General features: G+C 51.4%; 16 protein-coding genes. 10 read left to right on the top strand and 6 right to left on the bottom strand.

Translation table 11 applies throughout. From position 1 onward, the window contains the following. The 4 genes from AB2U10_RS06745 to AB2U10_RS06730 all read right to left on the bottom strand — a co-directional run bounded on the left by AB2U10_RS06745 (position 1) and on the right by AB2U10_RS06730 (position 4,875). A complete protein-coding gene (locus AB2U10_RS06745) occupies positions 1-684 on the bottom strand; it encodes a response regulator (protein ID WP_367913587.1) in 684 nt (227 codons plus the stop codon). 111 nt (positions 685-795) lie between these two features. After that, positions 796-3,147 carry a glycosyl hydrolase family 28 protein gene (locus AB2U10_RS06740; RefSeq protein WP_367913586.1) on the bottom strand — a complete coding sequence of 784 codons (2,352 nt, stop codon included), beginning with the start codon at positions 3,145-3,147 and terminating at the stop codon, positions 796-798. Between the two features lie 123 nt (positions 3,148-3,270). Next, the gene (gene kduI, locus AB2U10_RS06735; protein ID WP_367913585.1) at positions 3,271-4,101 is read right to left on the bottom strand and encodes a 5-dehydro-4-deoxy-D-glucuronate isomerase; all 831 of its coding nucleotides are present in this window, start codon (positions 4,099-4,101) and stop codon (positions 3,271-3,273) included. Positions 4,102-4,113: 12 nt separating this feature from the next. Continuing rightward, a complete protein-coding gene (locus AB2U10_RS06730; protein WP_367913584.1) occupies positions 4,114-4,875 on the bottom strand; it encodes an SDR family NAD(P)-dependent oxidoreductase in 762 nt (253 codons plus the stop codon). Positions 4,876-5,136: 261 nt separating this feature from the next. Between AB2U10_RS06730 and AB2U10_RS06725 the strand changes: the two genes are divergently transcribed. The 7 genes from AB2U10_RS06725 (at position 5,137) to AB2U10_RS06695 (ending at position 16,872) form a co-directional block, all read left to right on the top strand. Continuing rightward, positions 5,137-6,135 carry a LacI family DNA-binding transcriptional regulator gene (locus AB2U10_RS06725; protein ID WP_367913583.1) on the top strand — a complete coding sequence of 333 codons (999 nt, stop codon included), beginning with the start codon at positions 5,137-5,139 and terminating at the stop codon, positions 6,133-6,135. 496 nt (positions 6,136-6,631) lie between these two features. Further along, the gene (locus tag AB2U10_RS06720; RefSeq protein ID WP_367913582.1) at positions 6,632-8,335 is read left to right on the top strand and encodes a sensor histidine kinase; all 1,704 of its coding nucleotides are present in this window, start codon (positions 6,632-6,634) and stop codon (positions 8,333-8,335) included. A gap of 83 nt (positions 8,336-8,418) precedes the next feature. Further along, the gene (locus tag AB2U10_RS06715; protein WP_367913581.1) at positions 8,419-9,153 is read left to right on the top strand and encodes a response regulator; all 735 of its coding nucleotides are present in this window, start codon (positions 8,419-8,421) and stop codon (positions 9,151-9,153) included. 167 nt (positions 9,154-9,320) lie between these two features. Continuing rightward, complete coding sequence (locus tag AB2U10_RS06710; RefSeq protein ID WP_367913580.1) at positions 9,321-10,697, top strand: tryptophanase; 1,377 nt, start codon at positions 9,321-9,323, stop codon at positions 10,695-10,697. A 210-nt stretch (positions 10,698-10,907) separates the two neighbouring features. Beyond that, positions 10,908-12,764: a helix-turn-helix domain-containing protein gene (locus AB2U10_RS06705; protein ID WP_367913579.1), complete on the top strand. Its 1,857-nt coding sequence runs from the start codon at positions 10,908-10,910 to the stop codon at positions 12,762-12,764. Positions 12,765-12,862: 98 nt separating this feature from the next. Further along, positions 12,863-15,583 carry a M16 family metallopeptidase gene (locus AB2U10_RS06700; RefSeq protein WP_367913578.1) on the top strand — a complete coding sequence of 907 codons (2,721 nt, stop codon included), beginning with the start codon at positions 12,863-12,865 and terminating at the stop codon, positions 15,581-15,583. 83 nt (positions 15,584-15,666) lie between these two features. Beyond that, positions 15,667-16,872 (top strand): NAD(P)/FAD-dependent oxidoreductase, encoded by a 1,206-nt coding sequence (locus tag AB2U10_RS06695; RefSeq protein WP_367913577.1) that lies wholly within the window; start codon positions 15,667-15,669, stop codon positions 16,870-16,872. A gap of 110 nt (positions 16,873-16,982) precedes the next feature. Here the strand turns inward: AB2U10_RS06695 and AB2U10_RS06690 are convergent, their stop codons facing one another. Together AB2U10_RS06690 and AB2U10_RS06685 are read right to left on the bottom strand one after the other, a co-directional pair. Further along, positions 16,983-18,641 carry a glutamine--tRNA ligase/YqeY domain fusion protein gene (locus AB2U10_RS06690; protein ID WP_367913576.1) on the bottom strand — a complete coding sequence of 553 codons (1,659 nt, stop codon included), beginning with the start codon at positions 18,639-18,641 and terminating at the stop codon, positions 16,983-16,985. Between the two features lie 73 nt (positions 18,642-18,714). Next, a complete protein-coding gene (locus AB2U10_RS06685) occupies positions 18,715-19,491 on the bottom strand; it encodes an enoyl-CoA hydratase/isomerase family protein (protein WP_367913575.1) in 777 nt (258 codons plus the stop codon). 858 nt (positions 19,492-20,349) lie between these two features. Between AB2U10_RS06685 and rsgA the strand changes: the two genes are divergently transcribed. Genes rsgA through dprA form a run of 3 tightly spaced genes read left to right on the top strand, consistent with a single transcriptional unit; the run spans position 20,350 to position 22,676 of the window. Further along, positions 20,350-21,270, top strand: a complete 921-nt coding sequence (rsgA, locus tag AB2U10_RS06680; RefSeq protein WP_493820322.1) for a ribosome small subunit-dependent GTPase A — start codon at positions 20,350-20,352, stop codon at positions 21,268-21,270. A 1-nt stretch (position 21,271) separates the two neighbouring features. Then, positions 21,272-21,589: a MerR family transcriptional regulator gene (locus AB2U10_RS06675; RefSeq protein WP_367913573.1), complete on the top strand. Its 318-nt coding sequence runs from the start codon at positions 21,272-21,274 to the stop codon at positions 21,587-21,589. Continuing rightward, positions 21,567-22,676 (top strand): DNA-processing protein DprA, encoded by a 1,110-nt coding sequence (gene dprA / locus AB2U10_RS06670; RefSeq protein ID WP_367913572.1) that lies wholly within the window; start codon positions 21,567-21,569, stop codon positions 22,674-22,676. The genes AB2U10_RS06675 and dprA overlap by 23 nt, the downstream gene beginning before the upstream one ends. Positions 22,677-22,710 lie beyond the last annotated feature (34 nt).

Genomic DNA, 22,710 nt, shown 5'->3' with positions numbered 1-22,710 from the left:
TTACACTTTCATTACATACCCCATTCCAATCTGCGTATGAATCAATTTTACGTCAAAATCTTTATCTATTTTTTTTCGCAGGAAATTCACATATACTTCGATCACGTTGGTACCGGTATCAAAGGTGATGTCCCAGATTTTTTCTGCCAGCTCTACTTTCGAGATCACCCGCCCCACATTATTCATAAAAAATTCAAGGAGGCTGAATTCTTTGGCAGTGAGGGTGATCTCCTTATCGCCCCGGCGTACGGCCTTGGTGTCTACGTTCAGCTCCAGGTCAGCTACCCGCAGGATATGCGATTTCTGGATCACGGCATTTCCCCGGCGGGTAAGCGCCCTTATCCGGGCCCTGAGCTCGCTGAATTCAAAAGGCTTGCTCAGGTAGTCGTCTGCCCCGGCGTCGAGCCCGGTGATAATGTCCTGGGTGGTGCCCAGCGCCGTCAGCAGAAGAATAGGGGTATTGTTGCCGTTCTCCCGGAGGGTCCTGCACAAAGTAAGCCCGTTCATTTCAGGCAGAATAATATCACTGATGATGAGAGAATATTCGTTTCTCCCGGCCAGGGTGAGCCCCATTTGCCCGTCATAAGCAATATCTACCTGCGCCTTGTTCTCTTCCAGTCCTTCTTTAATAAGATTGAGTGTTTTTACTTCATCTTCAATAAGTAAAATTTTTAATCCCAGCATGGTTTATATCTTAAAAAACGTAAAGTTCCTCCAAATTAACACTACTTTCTGAAAACCTTCGCTTTTTTAAAATATATTTAACGGGCAACGGCACAGAATCAGTATTTTCACTCATTTGTCCGGCTTTTCCAGGAACGCTTCTTTCTTCGCCTTATGGAGGAAGACCGCTTTGTTCCGGGCTTTTGATGTGTCGGTTCCGGTCAGCTGTATCTTCCGGCTTCTTTCACCGCTCAGCTCCAGCAGGGTCTCTTTTTCTCCCGACCAGCTGATCCGGTCAAAAAGAATATTGCTGCTGTTCTGCACCTGCATGACTTTGGACGACTTCGTGAACAGGCCCACATTCCTTATCGTAATGTCTTCTGCTTCCACGCATACCACTCCCTGGTCGGCAATAAAATTACTGTTCTCTATCGTGATGTTCCGGATATTCATTTCGGGCAGCCCGCGCAGCATGATGGCCGTGGCGGCTCCGTGACAGACCACATTGCGGATATGAAAATCGCGGAACTGCGGCGTGCCTTCGTTAACGGGTTCGGCCTTTATTTCGGGCAGCCCGTTGCTGTCTCCGTCAGCGGGCACCGGGTCTTTCGCTTCGTAATACATATCAAAGAGAATGGCTTCGCCGGGAATGCTGTTCATGGCAATATCCGAGATGTATATTTTCTCTACTACTCCGCCGCGGTCGCGCTTGGTTTTGAAGCGCAGGCCGATGTCGGTTCCCAGGAAGCTGCAATTGTTTACGAAAAGGTTCTTTACCCCGCCAGACATCTCCGAGCCGATCACAAAACCGCCGTGCGCGTGAAATACCGTAGTATTCTTCACCACAATATTTTCAGTAGGCACACCCCGCCGGCGGCCCTGCTCATCGCGGCCGGACTTGATGGTGATAGCGTCATCACCGGTATCAAAGGTGCAGCCGTCAACCACCCCGTACCGGCACGATTCCAGGTCAAGGGCGTCGTTGTTCTGCCCGAACCAGGGGTTCCTGACATGCACGTTCCGGAGCGTGATATGGTTGGTCAGCAGGGGATGGAGGGTCCAGGCCGGCGAATTCTGAAAAGTAACTCCTTCGATCAGCACATTTTCACAGCCGGTAATGCTGATCATGTTGGGCCGCAGGAAATCGCGTATTGCTTCGTAATCTTCCCGGGTTTTACCTTCAGCCCACAGGTTGGCCCATTCTTTGGCTTCCTCATTTCCGTACCGCGACTGCTCGCTGGGGTACCAGGTATCCCCGTTTTTCGACAAAACACCTCCGCTTTCCACCAGCCTGCGCCATTGGGTGGTGGTCAGCTTATTTTTCTTTACCTGCTTCCATACTTCTCCCGAGCCGTCCATGATGCCTTCCCCGGTGATCCCTATGTTTTCCAGTCCTACCGCCCACACGGGTGCCTGGCAGCGAAAGGCCTTCTGCCCCTCCCAGGTAGTTTCTACCACGGGATAATGATCGCGGTTATTGCTGAACTGCAGCAATGCGCCTCTTTCCAGGTGCAGGTTGACCTGGCTTTTCAGCTTCAGCGGGCCGGTAAGCCATACCCCTGCCGGGATCAGCACCGTACCGCCACCGGCGGCGTTGGCCTGTTCAATTGCCTGAGTGATCGCCGCCGTATTCAGGGTTATGCCGTCGGCCCGGGCACCGTAGCGAACTATATTGAAGGTATCTTTCCGGAAGCAGGGCTCATAGGTCAGGGGCAGCTGGTACTCCCACGTTTCGGGATAAACCGATTTTTTCAGGAAATTACGCAACGGGTGACCCTGCTTCATCAGCTCATCGGCCACAGTATTGGCCATTAAAGCGGCCCCGTAAGGCGAAAAATGGGTATTATCGGTAACTCCGTCCGGGAATTTGGGGAATACCCCGCCCGGGTAATGCATAAAAATCTTCTTTGAACTTTTCTCGCCCTGTTCCTCCAGTATTTTCCAGCTGCCGGCATGCATGTCGATCAGCGTAAGGCGGTGTTTCCGGGCTACTTCACGGGCCACGCCGGGGTATTCGCCGTGCTGATCCACCAGCCTGCCGTTCTCATCGAATTTCCTGCGCATCACCGGTGTAAGGATCACCGGGATACCTCCTTTTGCTTCCGTTTCAAGGATATACCGTTCCAGGTTGGCCCGGTAATCGGTCTGCGCGGCGGCATAACGCAGGGTATCGCCCTCTTTCTGATCGTTATGACCGAACTGGATAAAAACGTAATCGCCTTTGCGCAGCTGGTCGTGCACGGCTTTCCAGTGCCCCAGCGTACGGAAGCTCCGCGTGCTTCTCCCGTTCACGGCATGATTCTGAATCTCCACGGCATCGGTAAACAGCCGGTAAAAAACCTGTCCCCAGCCCGTTTCGGGGGCATCCGACGCTTTTTTATCGGCCATCGTAGAATCACCGATCAGGAAGATCCGCTGCTTTACCGGGTCAGCCCTGAAGCCTGCCAGAGACAGACAGAAAAGAATTGCAAGAAGTTTTTTCATACGTTCAGAATGCCTTAGTTCCGAGTGCCGAGTTAAGAGTACCGAGTGCCGAGTGCCGAGTACCGAGTGCTGAGCTTTGAGCGCCGGGCTTCAGGTAACAGGCCAATCGTTGTCCATCGTTAATTACCGCAGCCCGTTCAAATCCACAAAATCCATATCGGTGTAATCTTTATTTTCGCCGCCCATTCCCCAGATAAACGAGTAGCTGGCCGAACCTGCACCCGAATGGATCGACCACGGCGGTGAAATAATGGCCTGGTGGTTCCTCACCCACATGTGGCGCGTTTCATCCGGTTTTCCCATGAAGTGCATCACGCCGTGGTGCTCGTTCACATCAAAGTACAGGTAGATCTCGGCACGGCGGTCGTGCACATGCGGCGGCATGGTATTCCAGATGCTGCCGTTGTGCAGGATGGTCAGGCCCATCACCAGTTGGCAGCTGTCTATGCCGTCAGCATGGATGTACTTGTACACCGTGCGGTGGTTAGAGGTTTCCGGGGCACCGATGGTCATCGGCAACGCCTGCTCTTTGGTGTACAGGGTGGTGGGATACTCCTTGTGCGCCGGTGTGGAGAGCAGGTAAAACAGGGCCGGGTTGGCCGCATCGGCCGACTCAAACTGTACCTTCTCCGTTCCCCGGCTCACATAAAGGCAGCTGAGCTTGTCGAGTTCCCAGGCAGTACCGTCGGTGATTACTTTTCCTTTTCCGCCCACGTTAATGATGCCAATCTCCCGTCTTTCCAGGAAAAAATCGCTTTTAAGCGCATCGTAAGTGGGCAGTGTCAGGGCCCGGCTGACCGGTTTGGCTCCGCCCACAATCAGTCGTTCATAATGCGAGTAAACCAGCTCAACGGCATCGTCGCTGAAAACGGTCTCTACCAGGAAATTTTCTCTCAATTCGCTGGTATTCATTCGTTCCACTTCGCGTGGACTACTTTCATATCGTATCTGCATATCAAAAAATAATTATCTTCCCATCCATCCGCCGTCTACGGTCAGGATGGTTCCCTGCACGTAATCAGACGCTTTCGAACATAAAAATACGGCCGGGCCTATAAAATCGTCCGGCTGGCCCCACCTGCCTGCCGGGATCCTGTCGAGGATAGACCGGCTCCTGTCGGGGTCGTTCCGCAGGGCCTCTGTATTATCAGTAGCAATATAGCCCGGGGCTATACCGTTTACATTTACCCCTTTGGAGGCCCATTCGTTGGCAAACGCTTTGACCAGCGAGCCTATCGCTCCTTTGCTGGCCGCATACCCCGGCACGTTAATGCCGCCCTGGAACGTCAGCAATGAAGCGGTAAAAATGATCTTCCCGCTTCCCCGTTCCACCATTCCTTTACCGATCTCGCGGGTGATCAGGAATTGCGCATTCAGGTTGATATTAATGACTTTGTCCCAGTACTCATCGGGGTGTTCTGCCGCCGGGGCGCGAAGGATCGTACCGGCGTTATTGACCAGGATATCAATAACGGGGTGCTCTGCCTTTACCTGGTCCAGGAACCGGTAAAGCGCCTGACGGTCGTTAAAGTCGGCCCGATAGGCCCTGAATTTCCGGCCCCGTTTTTCTACTTCCTGCTGTACCTCAGAACCACTTGGCGCCAGGTTTCCCGATACACCGATAATGTCAGCGCCCGCTTCGGCCAGTCCCTCAGCCATAGCCTTGCCGATTCCCCGGTTACACCCGGTAACCAATGCCGTTTTTCCTGTAAGATCAAATAGGTTCATTTTGTACTATTTAAAGATATGATTTTATAGAGAAATTATATGCACACGTTTTATTGAACTGTAAGGATATGGACAATAAAAGCATGAACCAAACTATCGTCTTTAAAATTTTATGCAAACGTTACCGAACGGGACAGATTCTGCCCGCCGTAAAAAGAAATACACGTCTACTATTGGTTATGTGCTCTATAAAACCTATATTTACTACGGGTGGAAAATAAGAGGGCACCCCTGTAAAAATTGTATAAAAATCAGAACAGCGTGAGTTCAATTACGATCAAGGATATTGCCAGGGCTTTGAACATTTCGATTTCAACGGTATCGCGGGCATTGCGGGACAGTTACGACATCAATGCCGAAACCAAAAAGCGGATAGTGGAATACGCTGAAAAGATGAACTACCGGCCGAACCCGATTGCCCTCAGCCTGAAAGAGAACAAGAGCCGGTCTATCGGGGTAATCGTGCCCGAAATTGCCAATACCTTCTTTTCCCAGGCCATTAACGGCATTGAAGAGATCGCTTACGAAAGGGGATATCATGTGGTGATTTTCCAGAGCCACGAGTCGCTGGAAAGGGAGACGGCCAATATCCGGCACCTTTTTGCCCGGAAAGTTGACGGCCTGCTGCTTTCTCTTTCGGGCGACAGCAAAGACATCCGTCACCTGGAAGAGTATCACCAGACCAATTTCCCTATTGTTTACTTTGACCGCGTTCCCGAAACCCGCGAGGCCCATAAAGTGGTGGTTGATAATTTTGAAGGGGCCTTCAAAGCCACAGAATACCTGATCGGGAAAGGAAAGAAGAACATTGCCCACATCACCAGCCCTCCCACCCTTTCCATCACCCGCGAAAGAATGGCCGGCTACAAGAGCGCGCTGGAAAAGCACGGCCTGCCGGTGAGAGAAGAGCTGATCAAATATTGCAGCTTCCGGCCCGAAGAGGCAGAAGAAGCCATCCGTGACCTGCTGAAAAATACCCGGCCCGATGCCTTCTTTATGGGCAGCGACCGCCTGGCCCTGGGTTGTTTCCAGGCCTATAAAAAGCTGGTCAGCAATGACCAGGAAGACATTACCCTTATCGGCTTCACCAACCTGGGCGTGGCCCATCTGCTGGAGCCGCCGCTGAGCACCATTGTGCAGCCCGCCATCACCATAGGCCGGAAAGCGGCAGAAATCCTGCTCGACGAAATAGAGAATAAACGAAAAGGAAAAGGGTTCGAAACGGTGGTGCTGGGCACCGAACTGAATATCCGGTCGTAAGCCTTACCCCGCAGGAGCAACCCTTTGGGCATTCAGGACAAGATACACTCTCCCCGCGTCCGGGGACGAGGGAGAGCGCAACAGCGTTTAATTCAGGGGTTAAATTTTCCAGTGGTTCTCTTAACTTCCTCAAAAATGAATGAAAAAAAACGGGCATACAACAGACACTATACGATAGTTCATATCTTTTATCCCAATCACCTGATCGGTTATACAAATGACCGGCCGCCTATTCGCTTAAACAACGAAAGATACCCTCCAGGCATCCGCCCCGCTGCCCGGAGCGGTATTTCCCCGGCAAAAAAATGCTTTTCCGCAGCTATTTAAAATAAAACCAAATCCATTCGAACAAACCCTGTAAAACATCCAACAAACATCCCCATATGTTATACATCCTGTTTTCTATTTTATTTCCTACATTTTACGTTCAAAAAAATAACTCCTCTCCATTGTTTTTTTACTATATATTTGGGGATGGATTGCACGCATGAGCGCCTTGAAAACCCTATACCTTTCACTACTGTTATTACCCGGCCTGCTGTCGGCCCAGTTGTCTCCCAGGACCGAGAAGGAGCGACGGGAATGGGCTAACCGGGTATACCGGGAAGCCGTTCGCGATAATGACTCTCTTCAACTGGCCGAGGCCTATTATCTTTTCGGGAAGCTGGAATCATTCGTATCGGGGAGCTACCTCCGTACACGCGTATGGTACCTGAAATCGTTATATATACTGGAAACCCGTCCGGTAGGGTTTCCACTGATCCGCCTGTATACCCGGCTGGGCGGTCTTGAACAGGACAACGGCACTTATGCAGAAGCAATGGCGTACTACCGGAAAGCCCTTTCCCTGGCCGAAGAAGCCGGAATAGATGCCGGCCGGCTGCTGGTTTATTCCCACCTGGGCATGTTTTATGCCGGGTACCGCGAAGACCCGCAGGAAAGGGCCGCATTTAACCCCTATATGCGGTACGACAGCGCCACCTATTATTATGACCGGGCTGAAGAGCTGGCAATGAAGCTGAAAGAAGAAAACGGGCTGAAAGAGATCAGGTCGGCGCGGAATCACCTGCATATGCTGCAGGGAAGCCCGTCGAAAACCACCGACCTCGAGCTCTTCCGCCGTGAGGTGAGCGGCAGCCGCAATAACCTCGAGATCGCCAGTCTCCTTACCCTGTCAGAACATTACCTGAATACCGGGCAACCCACCAAAGCCCTGGCCAGCCTGGAAAAAGCCCGGGAGGTCCGCGAAAAATATATGCCCTACGACAGTCCCGCGGAAGATCGTATTACAGCCCATTTTATTCACTACTACCAGAAAGTGAACGACTGGAAGAATGCCTTTCTCTTGCTGACAGAACAGAAAGAAAAAGGCAGGAAGCTGGAAGCACAAATCAAAAACGAACCGGTCTACCGGACGCATTACCAGCAGGAGCAGAAAGAGATCATCCTCCAGCACCAGGAAGAAGAGCTGCGCCTGCAGAGTGAGAACATCCGGCTGCAACGGTGGTCACTGGTGTTTGCCGCCCTGCTGCTGGCTATGGCGCTGGGCTCTGCCCTGGTGCTCTTCCGGCTGTACCGTAAAAACAAGAAGATAAGCCAGGTCAATGCCCTGCTGGTACAGGAGCAAAGCCACCGTTTCCGGAATAACCTGCAGGTGGTATCCAACCTGCTCAATATGCAGTCGGTGCGGATAGACGCCGGCACCGCCCGCCAGGCCATGACGGAAAGCCAGCTGAGGCTGGAGGCCATTGCCTCACTGCACCGGCGCCTGTATAACCGGGATACCATCAATTCTATCCAGCTCGAGCCTTTCCTGAAGGAGATCGTAGCGGGAGTGCTGCGCACCTTTGACCAGGAGCACGTACAGGTAACCTGCCGGATAGCTCCCCTGGAAGTGGGTCCCGATGAAGCCCTCACCCTGGGGCTGATAGTGAACGAGCTGACCACCAATGCCTGCAAATATGCATTTCCTACCGTGGATAGGCCCACGTATGAAGTAATTGCAGCCCCGGAAGACAAGTACCTTGTATTGAAAGTCAGTGATAACGGCCATTTCGAGCACAGCCTGATGCAGGCTTCTTTCGGCGCCCGGATGATAGAAATGCTGGCGCAGCAGCTGCAGGGAACCTGCCGGTACGAAAGCGGGAACGGCCTGAATTTTATACTTCGGTACAAACGCCCGAAACCGAAACAACCATAAAACAATACGCCTTGAAAGGGGAGCTTTACCGCGGTAAAAATACAACTCCCCGCTCACGGCTGATCATTAACACTCTATACCATATGAATAATTTGAAGATACTGATTGTAGAAGATCAGGTATTTACTGCTGAAAACATCCGGGAGATACTGGAAGACGCCGGGTTCTCCCAGATTCGGATCGCCCGAACGTACGAGGAGGCCCTGATCACCGTGGTACGGTTCCGGCCCGACCTGATCATCATGGACATTGAGCTGGGAAGCAATTCCGGCGACGGCATCCGGGTCATACAGGAAGTCCAGGATATCTCGAAGGCCCCGGTGCTGTACCTGACCGGGAAAGACGACAACGAGACTTTTGCACGGGCCCATACCACCCGTCCTGCCGCCTACCTGCTGAAGCCCTTTAATCCCAAAGAGCTGGTATACCAGGTGCAGGTGGCTGCAGCCCGGATCGTTGCGCCCGAAGACCTGGACTCTTTCTTTGTGTACTCCAACAGCAGCCATATACGGGTCAAAAAAGAGGAGATCGTATATCTTCTTGCCGAGCGGGCCTTTACCCATATCTACCGCCTGTATGAGCCGCAACCCCTGCTGGTGACCATGAACATCGGCCACCTGGGCAAGCACCTGCGCGACCCGCGCTTTTACAAGCTGAGCCAGTCGATCTACATTAACCTGCACCACCTGCAGAAGATCAGGGAAAATGAGCTCTACTTTGAAGGCATGACCCAACCGCTCATTGTTTCCAATGCCAAAAAGGCGGAACTGAAAAAGCGGCTGAATATTATTCATTCTCCGCGCGGTTCGTCGGGGTGAAACCCCGAATCTTATTTGGGATTTCTCCCCTGAAATTCTTATATTCGCCCATCAGTTGAAAAACCATGAGCTTCGAAATGTGGTTATTGTTTATCCGGATAAAAGACCGGGGAGGAAGGTGATTCTTTCCCGCTGTATTTTATTGTTTAACTTTTAATCCCATTGAAATGGCAACCATCATTGAACCTTTCCGGATCAAATCCGTAGAGCCGCTCACCTTTACCACCCGCCCGGAACGTGAGCAAATACTGAAAGAGGCGAAAAATAATCTTTTCCTGGTAAAAGCGGGCGACGTGCTCATTGACCTGCTGACCGACAGCGGCACCTCAGCCATGAGTGCCCGGCAATGGGCCGGTATAATGACCGGCGACGAGTCATACGCCGGCTCCGAAAGCTTTTACCGTTTCCGGGAAACCGCTGCCGGCATTACCGGTTTTAAACACATTATTCCCACCCATCAGGGCAGGGCTGCCGAGAAAATTCTTTTCAGCCTGCTGGGTGGCAAAGGCAGGTATTTTGTCAGCAACACCTTTTTTGATACCACCCGCGGTAACATCGAGTACTCGGGTGCCGAAGCCGTTGACCTGCTCACCGAAGCAGGCAAAAAGCCGCAGCTGATTGCTGACTTCAAGGGTAACATGGATACGGCAGCCCTCGAAGCCTTCATTCTTGAAAAAGGAGCGGAGAACATTCCCATGTGCGTGATGACCATCACCAACAACTCGGGAGGCGGACAGCCGGTTTCTCTTCAGAACCTGAAAGAAACAGCGGCCATCTGCCGCAGGCACGGCATCCTGTTTTTTATTGATGCCTGCCGTTTTGCAGAAAACGCCTGGTTCATCAAGACCCGTGAAAAAGGGTATGAAAATACGCCGGTGCGGAAAATTGCCCGCGAAATCTTTTCGCTGGCCGACGGCTGCACTATGAGCGCCAAAAAAGATGCCCTTGTCAATATCGGCGGGTTTCTTGCCTTTAACGATGACGACCTGGCGCGGGAAGCCAAAAATCTCCTGATCATTACCGAGGGGTTTCCTACCTATGGTGGGCTGGCCGGACGTGACCTGGAGGCTATGGCCCAGGGGCTGGAGGAGGTGCTCGACGAAGATTACCTCCGCTACCGTATCCGGAGCATAGAGTACATGGGCGAAAAGCTGACCGCAGCCGGTGTACCCATGGTTTTGCCTACCGGCGGGCATGCCGTTTACCTGGATGCCAGCGCTTTCCTGCCGCAGATTCCCGCCGGGCAGTTCCCCGGTGTGGCCCTGGCCAATGCCCTCTACCTCGAAGGCGGTATCCGCGGCGTGGAGATCGGCTCACTGATGTTCGGAAAGTATGATGCCGGCGGGCAGCACATAGCCCCACCCATGGAGCTGGTGCGGCTGGCCATACCCCGGCGGGTCTATACCCAAAGCCATATTGATTACGTTTGCGAGGTGATCATCGAGGTTTTCCGTAAAAGAGAGCTGCTCTCCGGGTATCGGATCACCTACGAGGCACCGCTGCTGAGGCATTTTACGGCAGAGCTGGACCCGGCAGATAGTTAAAAGCAGGCAGGAAGATTCTGTTTTAAGTGAACAACTATCAGTGAACAGTGAACAACTAACAGTGAACAATTTTGGAATAACGGTATTTAATTACCCGGGATTGTTTGTTCACTGTTCACTATTAAAAATGTTGCGAAACTTTTAACTTTTATCTTTTAGTTTTTAACTTACTAAGTAGTTTGTATCTTTGAATAAAATCAGCCTTAAGCCTTGTTGCGTTTTCTGCTTATTTTCCTGACAGGGGTTTTCATCACCCAGCATGCTCTCTTTGGCCAGATCCGTATCGAAGTCAGGGCAGACAGCCTTCCTTTGCCCGACCAGCCCATTTACATGGCCTCTACCCTGAACAACTGGAACCCCCGGGATCCGCAATGGAAGCTCCGGAAAATCAACCGGAACACGTACACGATCGACATCAGCGAAGGCTTTGGTGAATTTGAATATAAATTTACCCAGGGCAACTGGAATATCGTGGAGGCCCGGTCTGACGGCTCCCTGCTGCCCAACCGCCTGTTTTCAGAAGACCGTATCGCTGACGGCACCGTTTACCTGACCATATCCGGGTGGGAACAGCGCCCCGAATACCAGATTCATGTGACCAAGGTACCCGAGAATACCCCGCCCGATGCCGCCATTTACATATCCGGAAACTTTAACAACTGGGTGATCAAAGATGAGCTCTTCCGCCTGAAAAAGCAGTTTGACGGCAGCTATAAGATCAATATTTTCTCGAAATTCGAAAGCCTGGAGTATAAGTTTCACCGCGGCGACTGGAACTCGGCCGAAAGCTGGAAGAGCGGCAAGGCGCGTCCTAACCGCATTGTGCACGGGTCGGACTACAAGCCGAACCAGGAGATCGAAGTGGAAATTGAAAACTGGGAAGACCTTTCTTCCACCTTTAACTTCTTTTCGCTCATTGACCTCATTCTTCTTTTTGCCGCATTTCAGGGCTTCCTGCTCATGATTGTGGTGCCCACCATGCAGGACTTTAACCGGGAAGCCAACCGCCTGCTGGTTATTCTGCTGGGACTGGCCTCTTTTTTCCTCTTTTTTAAGGTGATCGGGTATTACCGCGATGTGGCCAATGTATTCCCCAAGCTGATCCTGATCCCTAATTTTGCCTTGTTCACCTTTGCGCCCGTATTTTATTTTTACCTGCACCGGCTCCTGTTCCGGATGCGGTTCAGCAGCAACCAGGCCTGGCCTCATTTTATCCTGCCCTCTTTGCTCTTCCTGGCTTATATCCCGTATTTCTTTATGGACGGGAAGCGCTTTCAGCACAAAATTGTCAATAACGAAACTGACCTGAAGTGGGTTTTTGCCGTTAGCTTTATTGTTGCCGTCTTCAGCAACCTGTATTATTACTACAAATGCAAAAAAGCCATCCGGAACTATTCGGAAAGCTATATTAACGAAACCGCCTACCACCAGAACATCAACTACCTCTCTGCCGTACTGGTGATTTTTATGATCTGTATTGTGCTGGGCGTTTTCACCTGTGTTCTTTTTGCGGTCAACACGTTGAGAAGCGGGCAGATCACCGAGCTGCTGGAAAACAGCATCAACCTGATCTGGATAGCCTTCTCGCTGATCGGGTTTGTGCTGGGCTATTATGCCATTCATCAGCCCGAGATCTTCAAGATCAGCCACGAGGAAACCTCCGGTGCCGAAACCACAGCCCCCGAACCTGAAGCGGCCAAAACCCGGGCATCCATTGCAGAAGATGACCTGGAAACCTTCCGGGTCCGTATAGAAGAGGTCATGAAGACACAGAAGCCCTTTCTTAACCCCAACCTGGCCCTGAATGACCTGGCTACCCTGGTAAAAACCCCGTCACATACTCTTTCAAGGGTCATCCGGGAAGGGTATGACAAGAACTTTTTCGACTTCATCAATTCGTACCGGATTGAAGAGTTCAAAGAAAATATCAACAACCCCAGGTACCATAACTATACCCTGCTGGGCATTGCATTTGAAGTAGGATTTAACTCCAAAACAGCCTTTAACCGCTCTTTCAAAAAGATTACCGGTCAAACTCCCAGTGAGTATTACCAGTCGCGGAAATAAGCGGGCCTGCCCGGTGCCTCATCTGATTTTTACGGGAAACCGTCAGAATGAAAACGAAAAAACAGTACATTTGAACAAATAAACAATTGAACAAACCTATGAGAAAAACGCTATTGACTTTCCTGCTGATGGCGGGCTTTATAGCCTTGCAGGCCCAGCAGGCCCCGGTTTTTGTTACCTCTGTAGAAGGTATTAAAGAATACAAGCTGGATAACGGATTGCAGGTACTCCTCATTCCTGATGCCTCCCAAAGCAATGTAGTGGTCAACATTGTGTATAAAGTGGGCTCAAGGCACGAAGGGTACGGTGAGAAAGGGATGGCCCACCTGCTGGAGCACATGCTTTTCAAAAGCACCAAAAACCTTGGCGATATCAAAAAAATGCTGTCTGAAAAAGGCGGGCAGGCCAACGGTACCACCTGGTATGACCGCACCAACTACTACGAAGTGTTTCCTTCTACTGACGAAAACCTGAAGTGGAGCATCGAAATGGAGGCTGACCGGATGATCAATGCCACCATCCTCCAGGCCGACCTCGACAAGGAGTTTTCCGTGGTGAGGAACGAATTCGAGATCGGTGAAAACAACCCGGATGCGGTGCTGAACGAGCGCATCATTTCAACAGCTTACCTGTGGCACAATTACGGTAACAGCACCATCGGCTCCAAAGAAGACATTGAGCGTGTGAAAGCAGACCGCCTCCGCGTTTTCTATGAAAAATATTACCAGCCTGACAATGCCACGCTGATCATCGGCGGGAAATTTGACGAGAAAAAAGCGCTGGAATATATTAACCGGTACTTCTCGGTGATTCCCCGCCCGGCCCGCGTGCTCGACAAAACCTATACCGTAGAACCGGCCCAGGACGGCGAGCGCTTCGTGGAGCTCAAAAGAGCCGGTGACGTGCAGATGGTGGCCGCCGCCTACCATACGGCTGCCTTTGCCGACAAAGATTTCGCAGCCGTTGATGCGCTGAACGAAATGCTGACCGCTGACCCTTCCGGCTACCTGTACAAAGCCCTGATCGACTCGCACAAAGCCACCGGCGTTACGGGCTGGCAACCCAATCTCCGTGACCCCGGCTTCCTGTACCTGAGCGTTACCGTAGCCAAAGACAAGAGCCTGGAAGAAGCCCGGAAAATCTTCGTTACCGAGCTGGACAACATTCCGAAAATTAATTTTACGGAACAGGACCTCAGCCGGGCCAGATCGAAGCTCCTGAAGCAGCTGGAAAATATTAAGAACAATACCATCGGTATGACCGTTAACCTCACCGAGATCGTGGGGGCCGGAGATTACCGCCTGGGTTTCCTGTACCGCGATGCCGTAGAGCAGCTCACCCTCGATGACATCCGGCGGGTAGCTAAAAAGTATTTTATCCCGGCTAACCGTACCCTGGGTGTTTTTATCCCGGAAAAAGATGCCGAAAGAGCCAGATCCAAAGAATACCCCGATGAGGAGATCGTAGCGCTAACCCAAAACTACAAGGGCAGGGCTGAAGAGGCAGCCCTGGCCGAATTCGAGGCCTCCATTCCGAATATCAGCAAAAACCTGACTACCGGCAAGCTGCCTAACGGCATGAAGTACGCCTACCTGAACAAGTCTATTAAAGGTAAAAAGGTAGTGTCGGCTTTTCGTTTCCCCATAGGTACGGCAGAGTCGCTTAATGGCAAAAACGAAGTAAAGTCGGTGCTGGCCTCCCTGCTGAAAGCCGGGACCACCACGCGTACCAAAGAGCAGATCCAGGATGAGCTGGACCGGCTCAAATCACAGATCTCTGTTGGCTTCAGCGGGCAGTCGCTGGTGGTCAATGTAAGCTCGTATGAAGATCAGTTTGAACCGGTGATGAACCTCCTGAAAGATATACTGACCCATGCTACCTTCCCGGAAGCCGAGTTCAAAAAAACCATAGAAGAGAACAAAACAGGCATAGAGGCTTCCAGGAATGACCCGCAGTCCATTGCATTCGGGCAGATCGGCAGGAGAACCTCACAATACCCCAAAGGCCACATTTACTATACCGCTACACCGGATGAGCAGATAGAAGCCTTAAACAAGGTAACCCTGGCCCAGATTAAAGAGCTGTACAAGACCCTGGGCGCCAATAACGGCTACGGAACGGTGGTAAGCGGGCTGAGCGGAGCCAAAGTGGAAAACCTTGTAAAGAGTACTTTCGGCAACTGGACAACCAAAGACAAATACGTTAAAGTTCAGCCTACCTATTTTGCTACCAAATACAGTACGGAAAAGGTAAACACCCCGGATAAGGAAAACGGTGCCGTAATGGTGCAAATGAATTTTGAGCTGGACAGAACCTCACCCGATTACCCGGCGCTGGTAATGGTAGACGCCATCCTGGGAAGCGGCGGCTTCCTGACCGCCCGGATCCCTACCCGGCTCAGGGAAAACGAAGGGATCAGCTACGGGGCAGGGTCGTTCATCAACGTTCCTTACGACAACAAAGCGGCATACTGGGGCGTTTATGCGTTCTATAACCCTAAATTCCAGGAAAAAGTAGATGAAGCCATCAAAGATGAGGTCCGTAAAGCATTGAGCACAGGATTCACCCAGGAGGAGCTGGATGCCAACAAAAAAAGCTGGAGCACCGTACGGAAGACCTCGCTGGGCAACGACGGCTTCCTGGCAGGCACGCTGATCAATACCCTGCTTTACCTGGGCGTTCCCCTGGAAGAGTATGATGCGCTGGAAGCCAGGATCAATGCCCTGACCCTTGACCAGGTCAATGCGGCACTCAAAAAATACATTTCCGCCGACAAGATGGTATTCCTCTATGCCGGCGATTTCGGGAAAAAAGATTGACCCGTCTTCAATAAAAAGCCACCTTTCGGGGTGGCTTTTTATTTATTCTTCACTAACTTCGGTAAAACAAATATTTTAACCACATGAAACTCACCTCTAACGAACCGTTCTGGCTAGTTAAAAACGGCCTGATCGCCTCCTATCCTTCCTTAGCGGAAGATATCAGCACCGACATCCTGATCATAGGTTCAGGAATCACCGGCAGCCTTATAGCGCACCAATGTGTAAAAGATGGTTACCGGACCGTACTGGCCGACAGGCGGGAAATTGCCAACGGGAGCTCTTCTGCCACCACCTCCATGCTGCAGTATGAAGTGGATACCCCGCTCTGGGAGCTCATCGGCATGATCGGTGAAGAAGGAGCTGTAGCCAGCTACCGGGCCTGTTACGACTCCATAGATACCTTAGGCAGGCTCGCCAAAAAGGTAAAGTCGGCCTGCGGATTTAAAAAGAAGAACTCCCTGCTGTATGCCAAATACAAAAAGGATGTGCCCGATCTGAAAAAAGAGCACGAAACCCGGCTGAAGCACGGCTTCAGGGGCGATTGGCTCGAAGCCGACGAAATCAGGGAACGGTTTGACCTGGCCGGCTCGCACGGAGGCATACTCACCTACCAGGGCGGTAGTATCGATGCTTTCCGCCTGGCCCATGACCTGCTCTACTACAACCTTAAAAACGGGCTCGATGTATACGACAAAACAGAGATCACGGGGGTAAAATACGGTAAAAAGGGAATTGTGGCTACCACGCAATACGGCAACAAAGTCAAAGCCGCGAAGATCATCTATTGCAACGGCTTTGAAAGCACGGAGATCATCCCGGAGAAGTTTGTAGACCTGCTGAGCAGCTACGCCATTGTGAGCGAGCCCTTCATTGAAAAGCCCGATAAGATCTCTGAAACCCTGATCTGGGATACCGGTGACCCGTACATTTACATGCGAACTACCGATGACCACCGCATCCTGATAGGCGGAGAAGACGACGAATTCCAGAATCCCCAGAAAAGAGACCAGTCGATCACCGAAAAGAAAAAGCGCCTGGAGCAGATTTTTGAAAAGCTGTTTCCCGGAGTTGCTTTCCGGACCGACTTTGCCTGGGCCGGCACCTTCGGCGAAACCAAAGACGGCCTCCCGTATATCGGCGAGCACCCCGATTTCCCCGGTGCTTATTTTGTATTAGGCATGGGCGGTAACGGGATTACCTTCTCGGTCACCGGCATGGAAATGGTATCTGATTTCCTGAAAGGACAAGAGCATCCCCTTTCCCGGTGGTGGTGCTTCGGCAGATAAAAATCTCAGCACAGGGAACTATTCCTGCTGTTTTTTTGCGTTTACAACGTACACCGGCATGAAATCATTTGACTGGTCTGAGCTAAAAACAGGAAATGAGGCCCGGGGCCTCATTTCCAGCTGTCTTTCAGACCAACGGTCTTATTGAAAATCAGCTTATGGGGCGGTTGGCTGTCAGGATCCGCCACAAAATAACCGTTCCGTATAAACTGGTATTTGTTTTCCGGGCTGGCCTTTAACAGGGACGGTTCTACCAGGGCTTTCACTACCGTCAGCGAATTCTCGTTGATAAAATCCTTAAAATCTCCTTCTTCTGCCGCCGGGTTCTCTGCCTTGAACAGGCGGTCGTACAGGCGAACCTCGGCTTCTGCTGCCTCAGCCGCATTCACCCAATGAATCACTCCTTTGACTTTCATGCCGCTTACGTCTTCCCCGCTTTTTGAATTTTCAATATAAGAGCACCGCAGCTCGGTGATCCGGCCGTCGTCTGCCTTGATCACTTCATCGCATTGAATGATATAGGCCCCTTTTAAGCGCACGGCTCCTCCCGGCTTCAGCCTGAAATACTTGGCCGGTGGCTCTTCCATGAAGTCGCCTGCTTCTATATAAATTTCCTTCCCGAAGTTGATCTCTCGATACCCGCTTTCTGGGTCTTCCGGGTTATTTTCTACCCGGCAAACCTCGGTTTTGTCTTCAGGCCAGTTGGTAATTACCACCTTCAAAGGCTCAAAGACCGCCATCACCCGGATGGCCACGCGGTTCAGATCTTCCCGCACAAAAAACTCCAGCAGGCTTACATCGATCAGGTTGTCCCGCTTCTGTACACCTATCCGCTCTGCAAAATCACGGATCGACTTCGGGGTATATCCCCGCCGCCGCATGCCCGAAATAGTAGGCATCCGGGGGTCATCCCAACCTGAAACGTGCTTTTCGTTCACCAATTGGAGGAGCTTTCTTTTGCTCATCACGGTATAGGTCATGTTCAGGCGGGCAAATTCGTACTGTTTAGAAGGGAAAATACCCAGCTTTGCAATGAACCAGTCGTAAAGCTCGCGGTGCGAAACAAACTCCAGGGTACATATGGAATGCGTGATATGCTCAATAGAATCCGACTGCCCGTGGGCAAAATCATACATAGGGTAAACCTTCCACTTATCGCCGGTTCTATGGTGTTCTGCAAATTTTATCCGGTAAATGATGGGGTCACGCATCAGCATATTGCTGGACGCCATATCTATTTTTGCCCTCAGCACCCGGCTTCCTTCCGGGAATTCTCCCGCAGCCATCCGCTCAAAGAGATCCATGTTTTCTTCCACGGTCCTGCTGCGGTAAGGGCTGTCTTTGCCCGGAACAGCAGGCGTGCCTTTCAGCAGGGCCATTTCTTCCGATGTGCTGTCGTCTACATAGGCCAGTCCGTCTCTGATCAGCTGCCGGGCAAAAGCGTACAGCTCATCAAAGTAATCGGAGGCATAAAATTCATTCACCCAGTCAAACCCCAGCCATTTTACGTCATTTTTGATAGAATCTACGTATTCGGTATCTTCCGTCACGGGATTGGTATCGTCAAAACGAAGGTTGGTGCCGCCACCATATTTCCGGGCCAGTCCGAAGTTAAGACAAATCGACTTGGCATGACCGATATGGAGATACCCGTTGGGTTCCGGCGGGAAACGGGTCAGCACCCGTCCGGCATGGATACTGTTTTCCAGATCCCGTTCTACTATTTCTTCTATAAAATTGAGACTCCTCTCCTTCCCTTCCTCTGACATACAACGTATATTGATTTTTTTTGCAAATTTATTATTTTGGCAAAGTGTTTCTTAACATTTCCCCTATAAAAACTCATTTTCCCTTAAAAACCGGCTGTCGCTTGGTCAGGAAAGCCATTACGCCCTCCGCAAAGTCTTCGGTCTGGCCGCAGATGGTCTGTCCTTCGGCCTCCAGGTGAAGTACCTCTTCCAGGTCTTTGTTGAACGACTGGTTCAGCACCTGCTTCATGATGCCGATGCTTTGGGTAGCGGCTGACGCATACCGGTCGGCCAGGGCCTCCACTTCGGCATCCAGCTGATCTTTCGGCACGGCCTTATTCACCAGCCCGATCTGCACGGCCTCTTCCATATACACTTTCCGGCCGGTGCTGCACAGCTCAAATGCCCGTAACGGACCAATCAGCCGGGGCAGGAAAAACATAGATCCGGCATCGGGCATGAGGCCTATGCCTACAAAAAGTTCGGAAAAATAGGCATCGTCGGCTGCAATGATCACATCGCAGGCCAGCGCCAGCGACATCCCGGCACCGGCGGCCAGTCCGTTCATGCGGCAGATCACCGGTTTCTTCAGTCCGCGTAACCCGAGAATCAGCGGGTTATAGACTTCTTTCAGCACATTTCCCAGGCGGGTATCCGCCAGGCCTTCTTTGAGATCCGCTCCGGAAGAAAAAGCTTTTTCACGACCTCCCGACAGGATCACTACCCGTATCTCTTCATCAAGGGCACATTCCCGGACAGCCGCGGTCAGCTCCGTAAGCATTTCCCGGCTCAGCGCGTGATGGGTGTCCGGCCGGTTAAACATGATATACGCTTTCCGGTCTCTTTTTTCAAATACGATCGTATTAAACATGAGTTGTTGTTGAATGAATTCAAAAATACTTAAAAGTGCCGAAAGGTGGGCAGGGTTGGAAGGATTTTTAATTGGAAGGCTCTCAGGCGTAATGAACAATTCAGGAGAGAAAAAACCCGGGTTTCCGGCTACGCTTTTGGTTATTGATTACGCCTGGTTCCTGGTTAGAACGGGGTCTTAAGTTATGCTTTTGGTTCCCGACTGTGCCCGGTTCTCGACTACGCCTGGTTCTCGACTACGCTCGAACTGACAAATGGCGGCCGCTACGTGTCAGCTCGAGCGTAGTCGAGAACCAGGCGCGGCATTCAGATCCGACCCCTTCGGGGCCGGATAATCATCTTAACACTACTGGCTATAAACATTTGAATCCTTCGGATTCTCCGTTTTTGAAGTTTACCCACGTAACCGCCACAGGAAATCCTGCCAGGAATCACGTAGAACGACCATCAGTACTTATAAACCGCTTTTCCCGGGTAAAAACCAGTCTTTACTTTTTTATTACCCAATGTGTACACCACTACTCCTACTGCCAGCGCAGCAATACCAAACAGGAATCCCTTTTTCATAATTGTAAGCTCATTTTGTTGTTATGCTAAGATAACGCCAAAGCCGCAAATTTCCTCCCTCTGGGACCTTAAATTTACCTTAAAATTTAGTATACGGTAAAAAATATCATTCTGAGGTTACATTTTTCTCAAAAAACAGAAAAACAGTAGTATTATTCCAACAAACCGGCTCAAAATTGCTATCGGAAACACGCCTGAAAACTCTTAAGTTTTTTTTAAGTTTTTAAGGTACCCGTGCACTATTTTCCATAACCTCAAATAAATATCATAGCTTTGCGAAAAAATGGCGGATTTGGAACTTAGAGAAGGGATTGTTTTCCGGTCAACGGGCAGCTGGTATGAGGTCAAAGACCTGCAGGCCGGCCAGATGGTCTCATGCCGTCTGAAAGGCAAATTCAAGATCAAAAATCTCAAGGTCACCAATCCGATAGCCGTGGGCGACCGGGTACTTTTTCACCCGGACGAAAACATCATTGAAGATATTCTTCCCCGCGAAAACTACGTTATCCGGCAGAGCGTGCACAAATCGGCCCACGCCCACCTCCTGGCCGCCAACGTAGACCAGCTTATCCTCATTGTCACCTTGCGCAGTCCAAAGACCTCCCTGGGCTTTATTGACCGCTTCCTGGTAACAGCCGAGACCTTCCGGATACCGGCCACCCTGGTTTTCAACAAGCAGGATATCCTTGATGAAGAAGAGCTGGCCTACCAGGACGAGCTGGCAGAACTGTACAGCGGGCTGGGCTACGGCTGCATTAAAACGTCGGTTATGACCCTGCAGGGAATAGATGAGCTGAAGGCCGCGCTGGCAGGTAAAACGTCGCTGATCTCCGGCCATTCGGGCGTGGGCAAATCCAGCCTTTTAAATACCCTGCTGCCCGATCTCGACCTGGCCACTTCTGAAGTCTCGGGCTTTTCAGACAAAGGCGTGCACACCACCACCTTTGCCGAAATGTTCGAGCCGGAGCCCGGCACCCGGATCATCGACAGCCCCGGCATCAAAGAGCTGGGCCTGATCGATATTGAAAAGGAAGAGCTGGCTCACTTCTTTCCCGAATTCCGCGATCTTCTCAATCAATGCCGGTTCCATAACTGCCTGCATATCAATGAGCCTCAGTGTGCGGTTAAAAATGCGGTGGAAGAAGGGCAGATTTATATCAGCCGTTACATGAGCTACCTGAGCATGTTTGAAAATGACGATAACCGCCGATAATATGAAACTCTTTTATTCTACCGATGAAGTCTGCGGGCACCTGGGAATTCCGAAAACCACCCTCGAATATTACCTGGCTGAATTCAAGCTGAATATCCGGAAAGCCGGCCGGAGCAGGAAGTTCTCGCACAAAGACATTGAAAAGCTGCAAAGGATCGTAGACCTGATCCACAAAGAAGGCTACACCCTGGAAGGTACGAAGGAACAATTGCGCCAAAAGGCAAAAACGGAGGGAGAACATGAAGAAGTTCTTGCCCGCTTGCGGGAAATCCGGAATTCCTTAGTATTTTTAAGGGATGGAATCGAATCGCATAACTGAAGAATTACTTTACGAAATTGCGCTCAGCCGCCTCGAAGGCATAGGCAGCGTTCTCTACAAAAACCTGTTGTCACACTTTGGGTCGGCCCGTGACGTTTTTCGCATCCCCTCAGGAAAGCTGCTCCGGGTTTCGGGGATAGGTGCGCACCTGGTCAGCGTATTCAGCCGGAAAGACGAGGCTCTCCACGAAGCAGAAAGCATTATTGAAAGCTCTGCCCGGAAAAACATCCGGATCGTCCCGCTCCGCTCGGCCGACTACCCGGCGGCGCTGAAAGAAACCTACGATTGCCCGGCCGTGCTCTACCTGAAAGGAAACGGACCTGTCGCTCCCCGCAAAACCCTGGCCGTTGTAGGCACGCGTGACGCCACCCCTTACGGCAAAGCGGTGGTCACCCGCCTGATGGCCGAGCTGAGCGGCATCCAGGTCATCAGCGGCCTCGCTTACGGCATTGATATCACGGCCCACCGCGAAGCCCTGAAAAATAACCTGTCTACGCTGGGCGTACTGGCCAACGGACTGGACACCGTATACCCTTCCCCGCACCGGAAAGTGGCAGAAGAAATGCTGGAGCAGGGCCTCCTCATTTCCGAACAGCCCGTCTTCACCCGCCTGCACCCTCAATTCTTTGTTTCACGCAACCGGATCATCGCCGGCCTGAGCGAAGTAGTGCTGGTGGTGGAATCGGCCGGGAAAGGCGGGTCTATGGTCACTGCAGAGTTTGCCAATAATTACAACCGGGAGGTATTTGCCGTGCCCGGCGATCTCGGCAAAAAGCAGTCGGAAGGTACGCACCGGCTGATCTTCGAGCACAAAGCCCATATTTTTACAGATGCAGCGGCGCTGATCGACTGGATGCAGTGGAACACCACGGCCCAACCGGCAAAAAAAGAACAGGACCTGTCGTCATTCTCCGAAGAAGAAAAAGCCGTGCTGACCCTGCTTGCGGAGCGTGGCGAGATGCAGATCGATGAGCTGAGCTGGTTTGCCGGGGTTCCTGCAGGCAGGCTGCCCTCGGTATTGCTTAACCTGGAATTTCAGGAAATCATTAAGCAAAATCCCGGGAAAAAGTTTTCCCTGAAAAGATAAGTGCAACTATCCGAAAAATAAAAACGTTATATTT

It is taken from the genome of Leadbetterella sp. DM7, assembly GCF_040829825.2.
Classification (GTDB): Bacteria; Bacteroidota; Bacteroidia; order Cytophagales; family Spirosomataceae; genus Leadbetterella.
The sequence above is the reverse complement of the archived record's forward strand: the minus strand, read 5'-3'. Positions and strand labels throughout refer to the sequence as shown.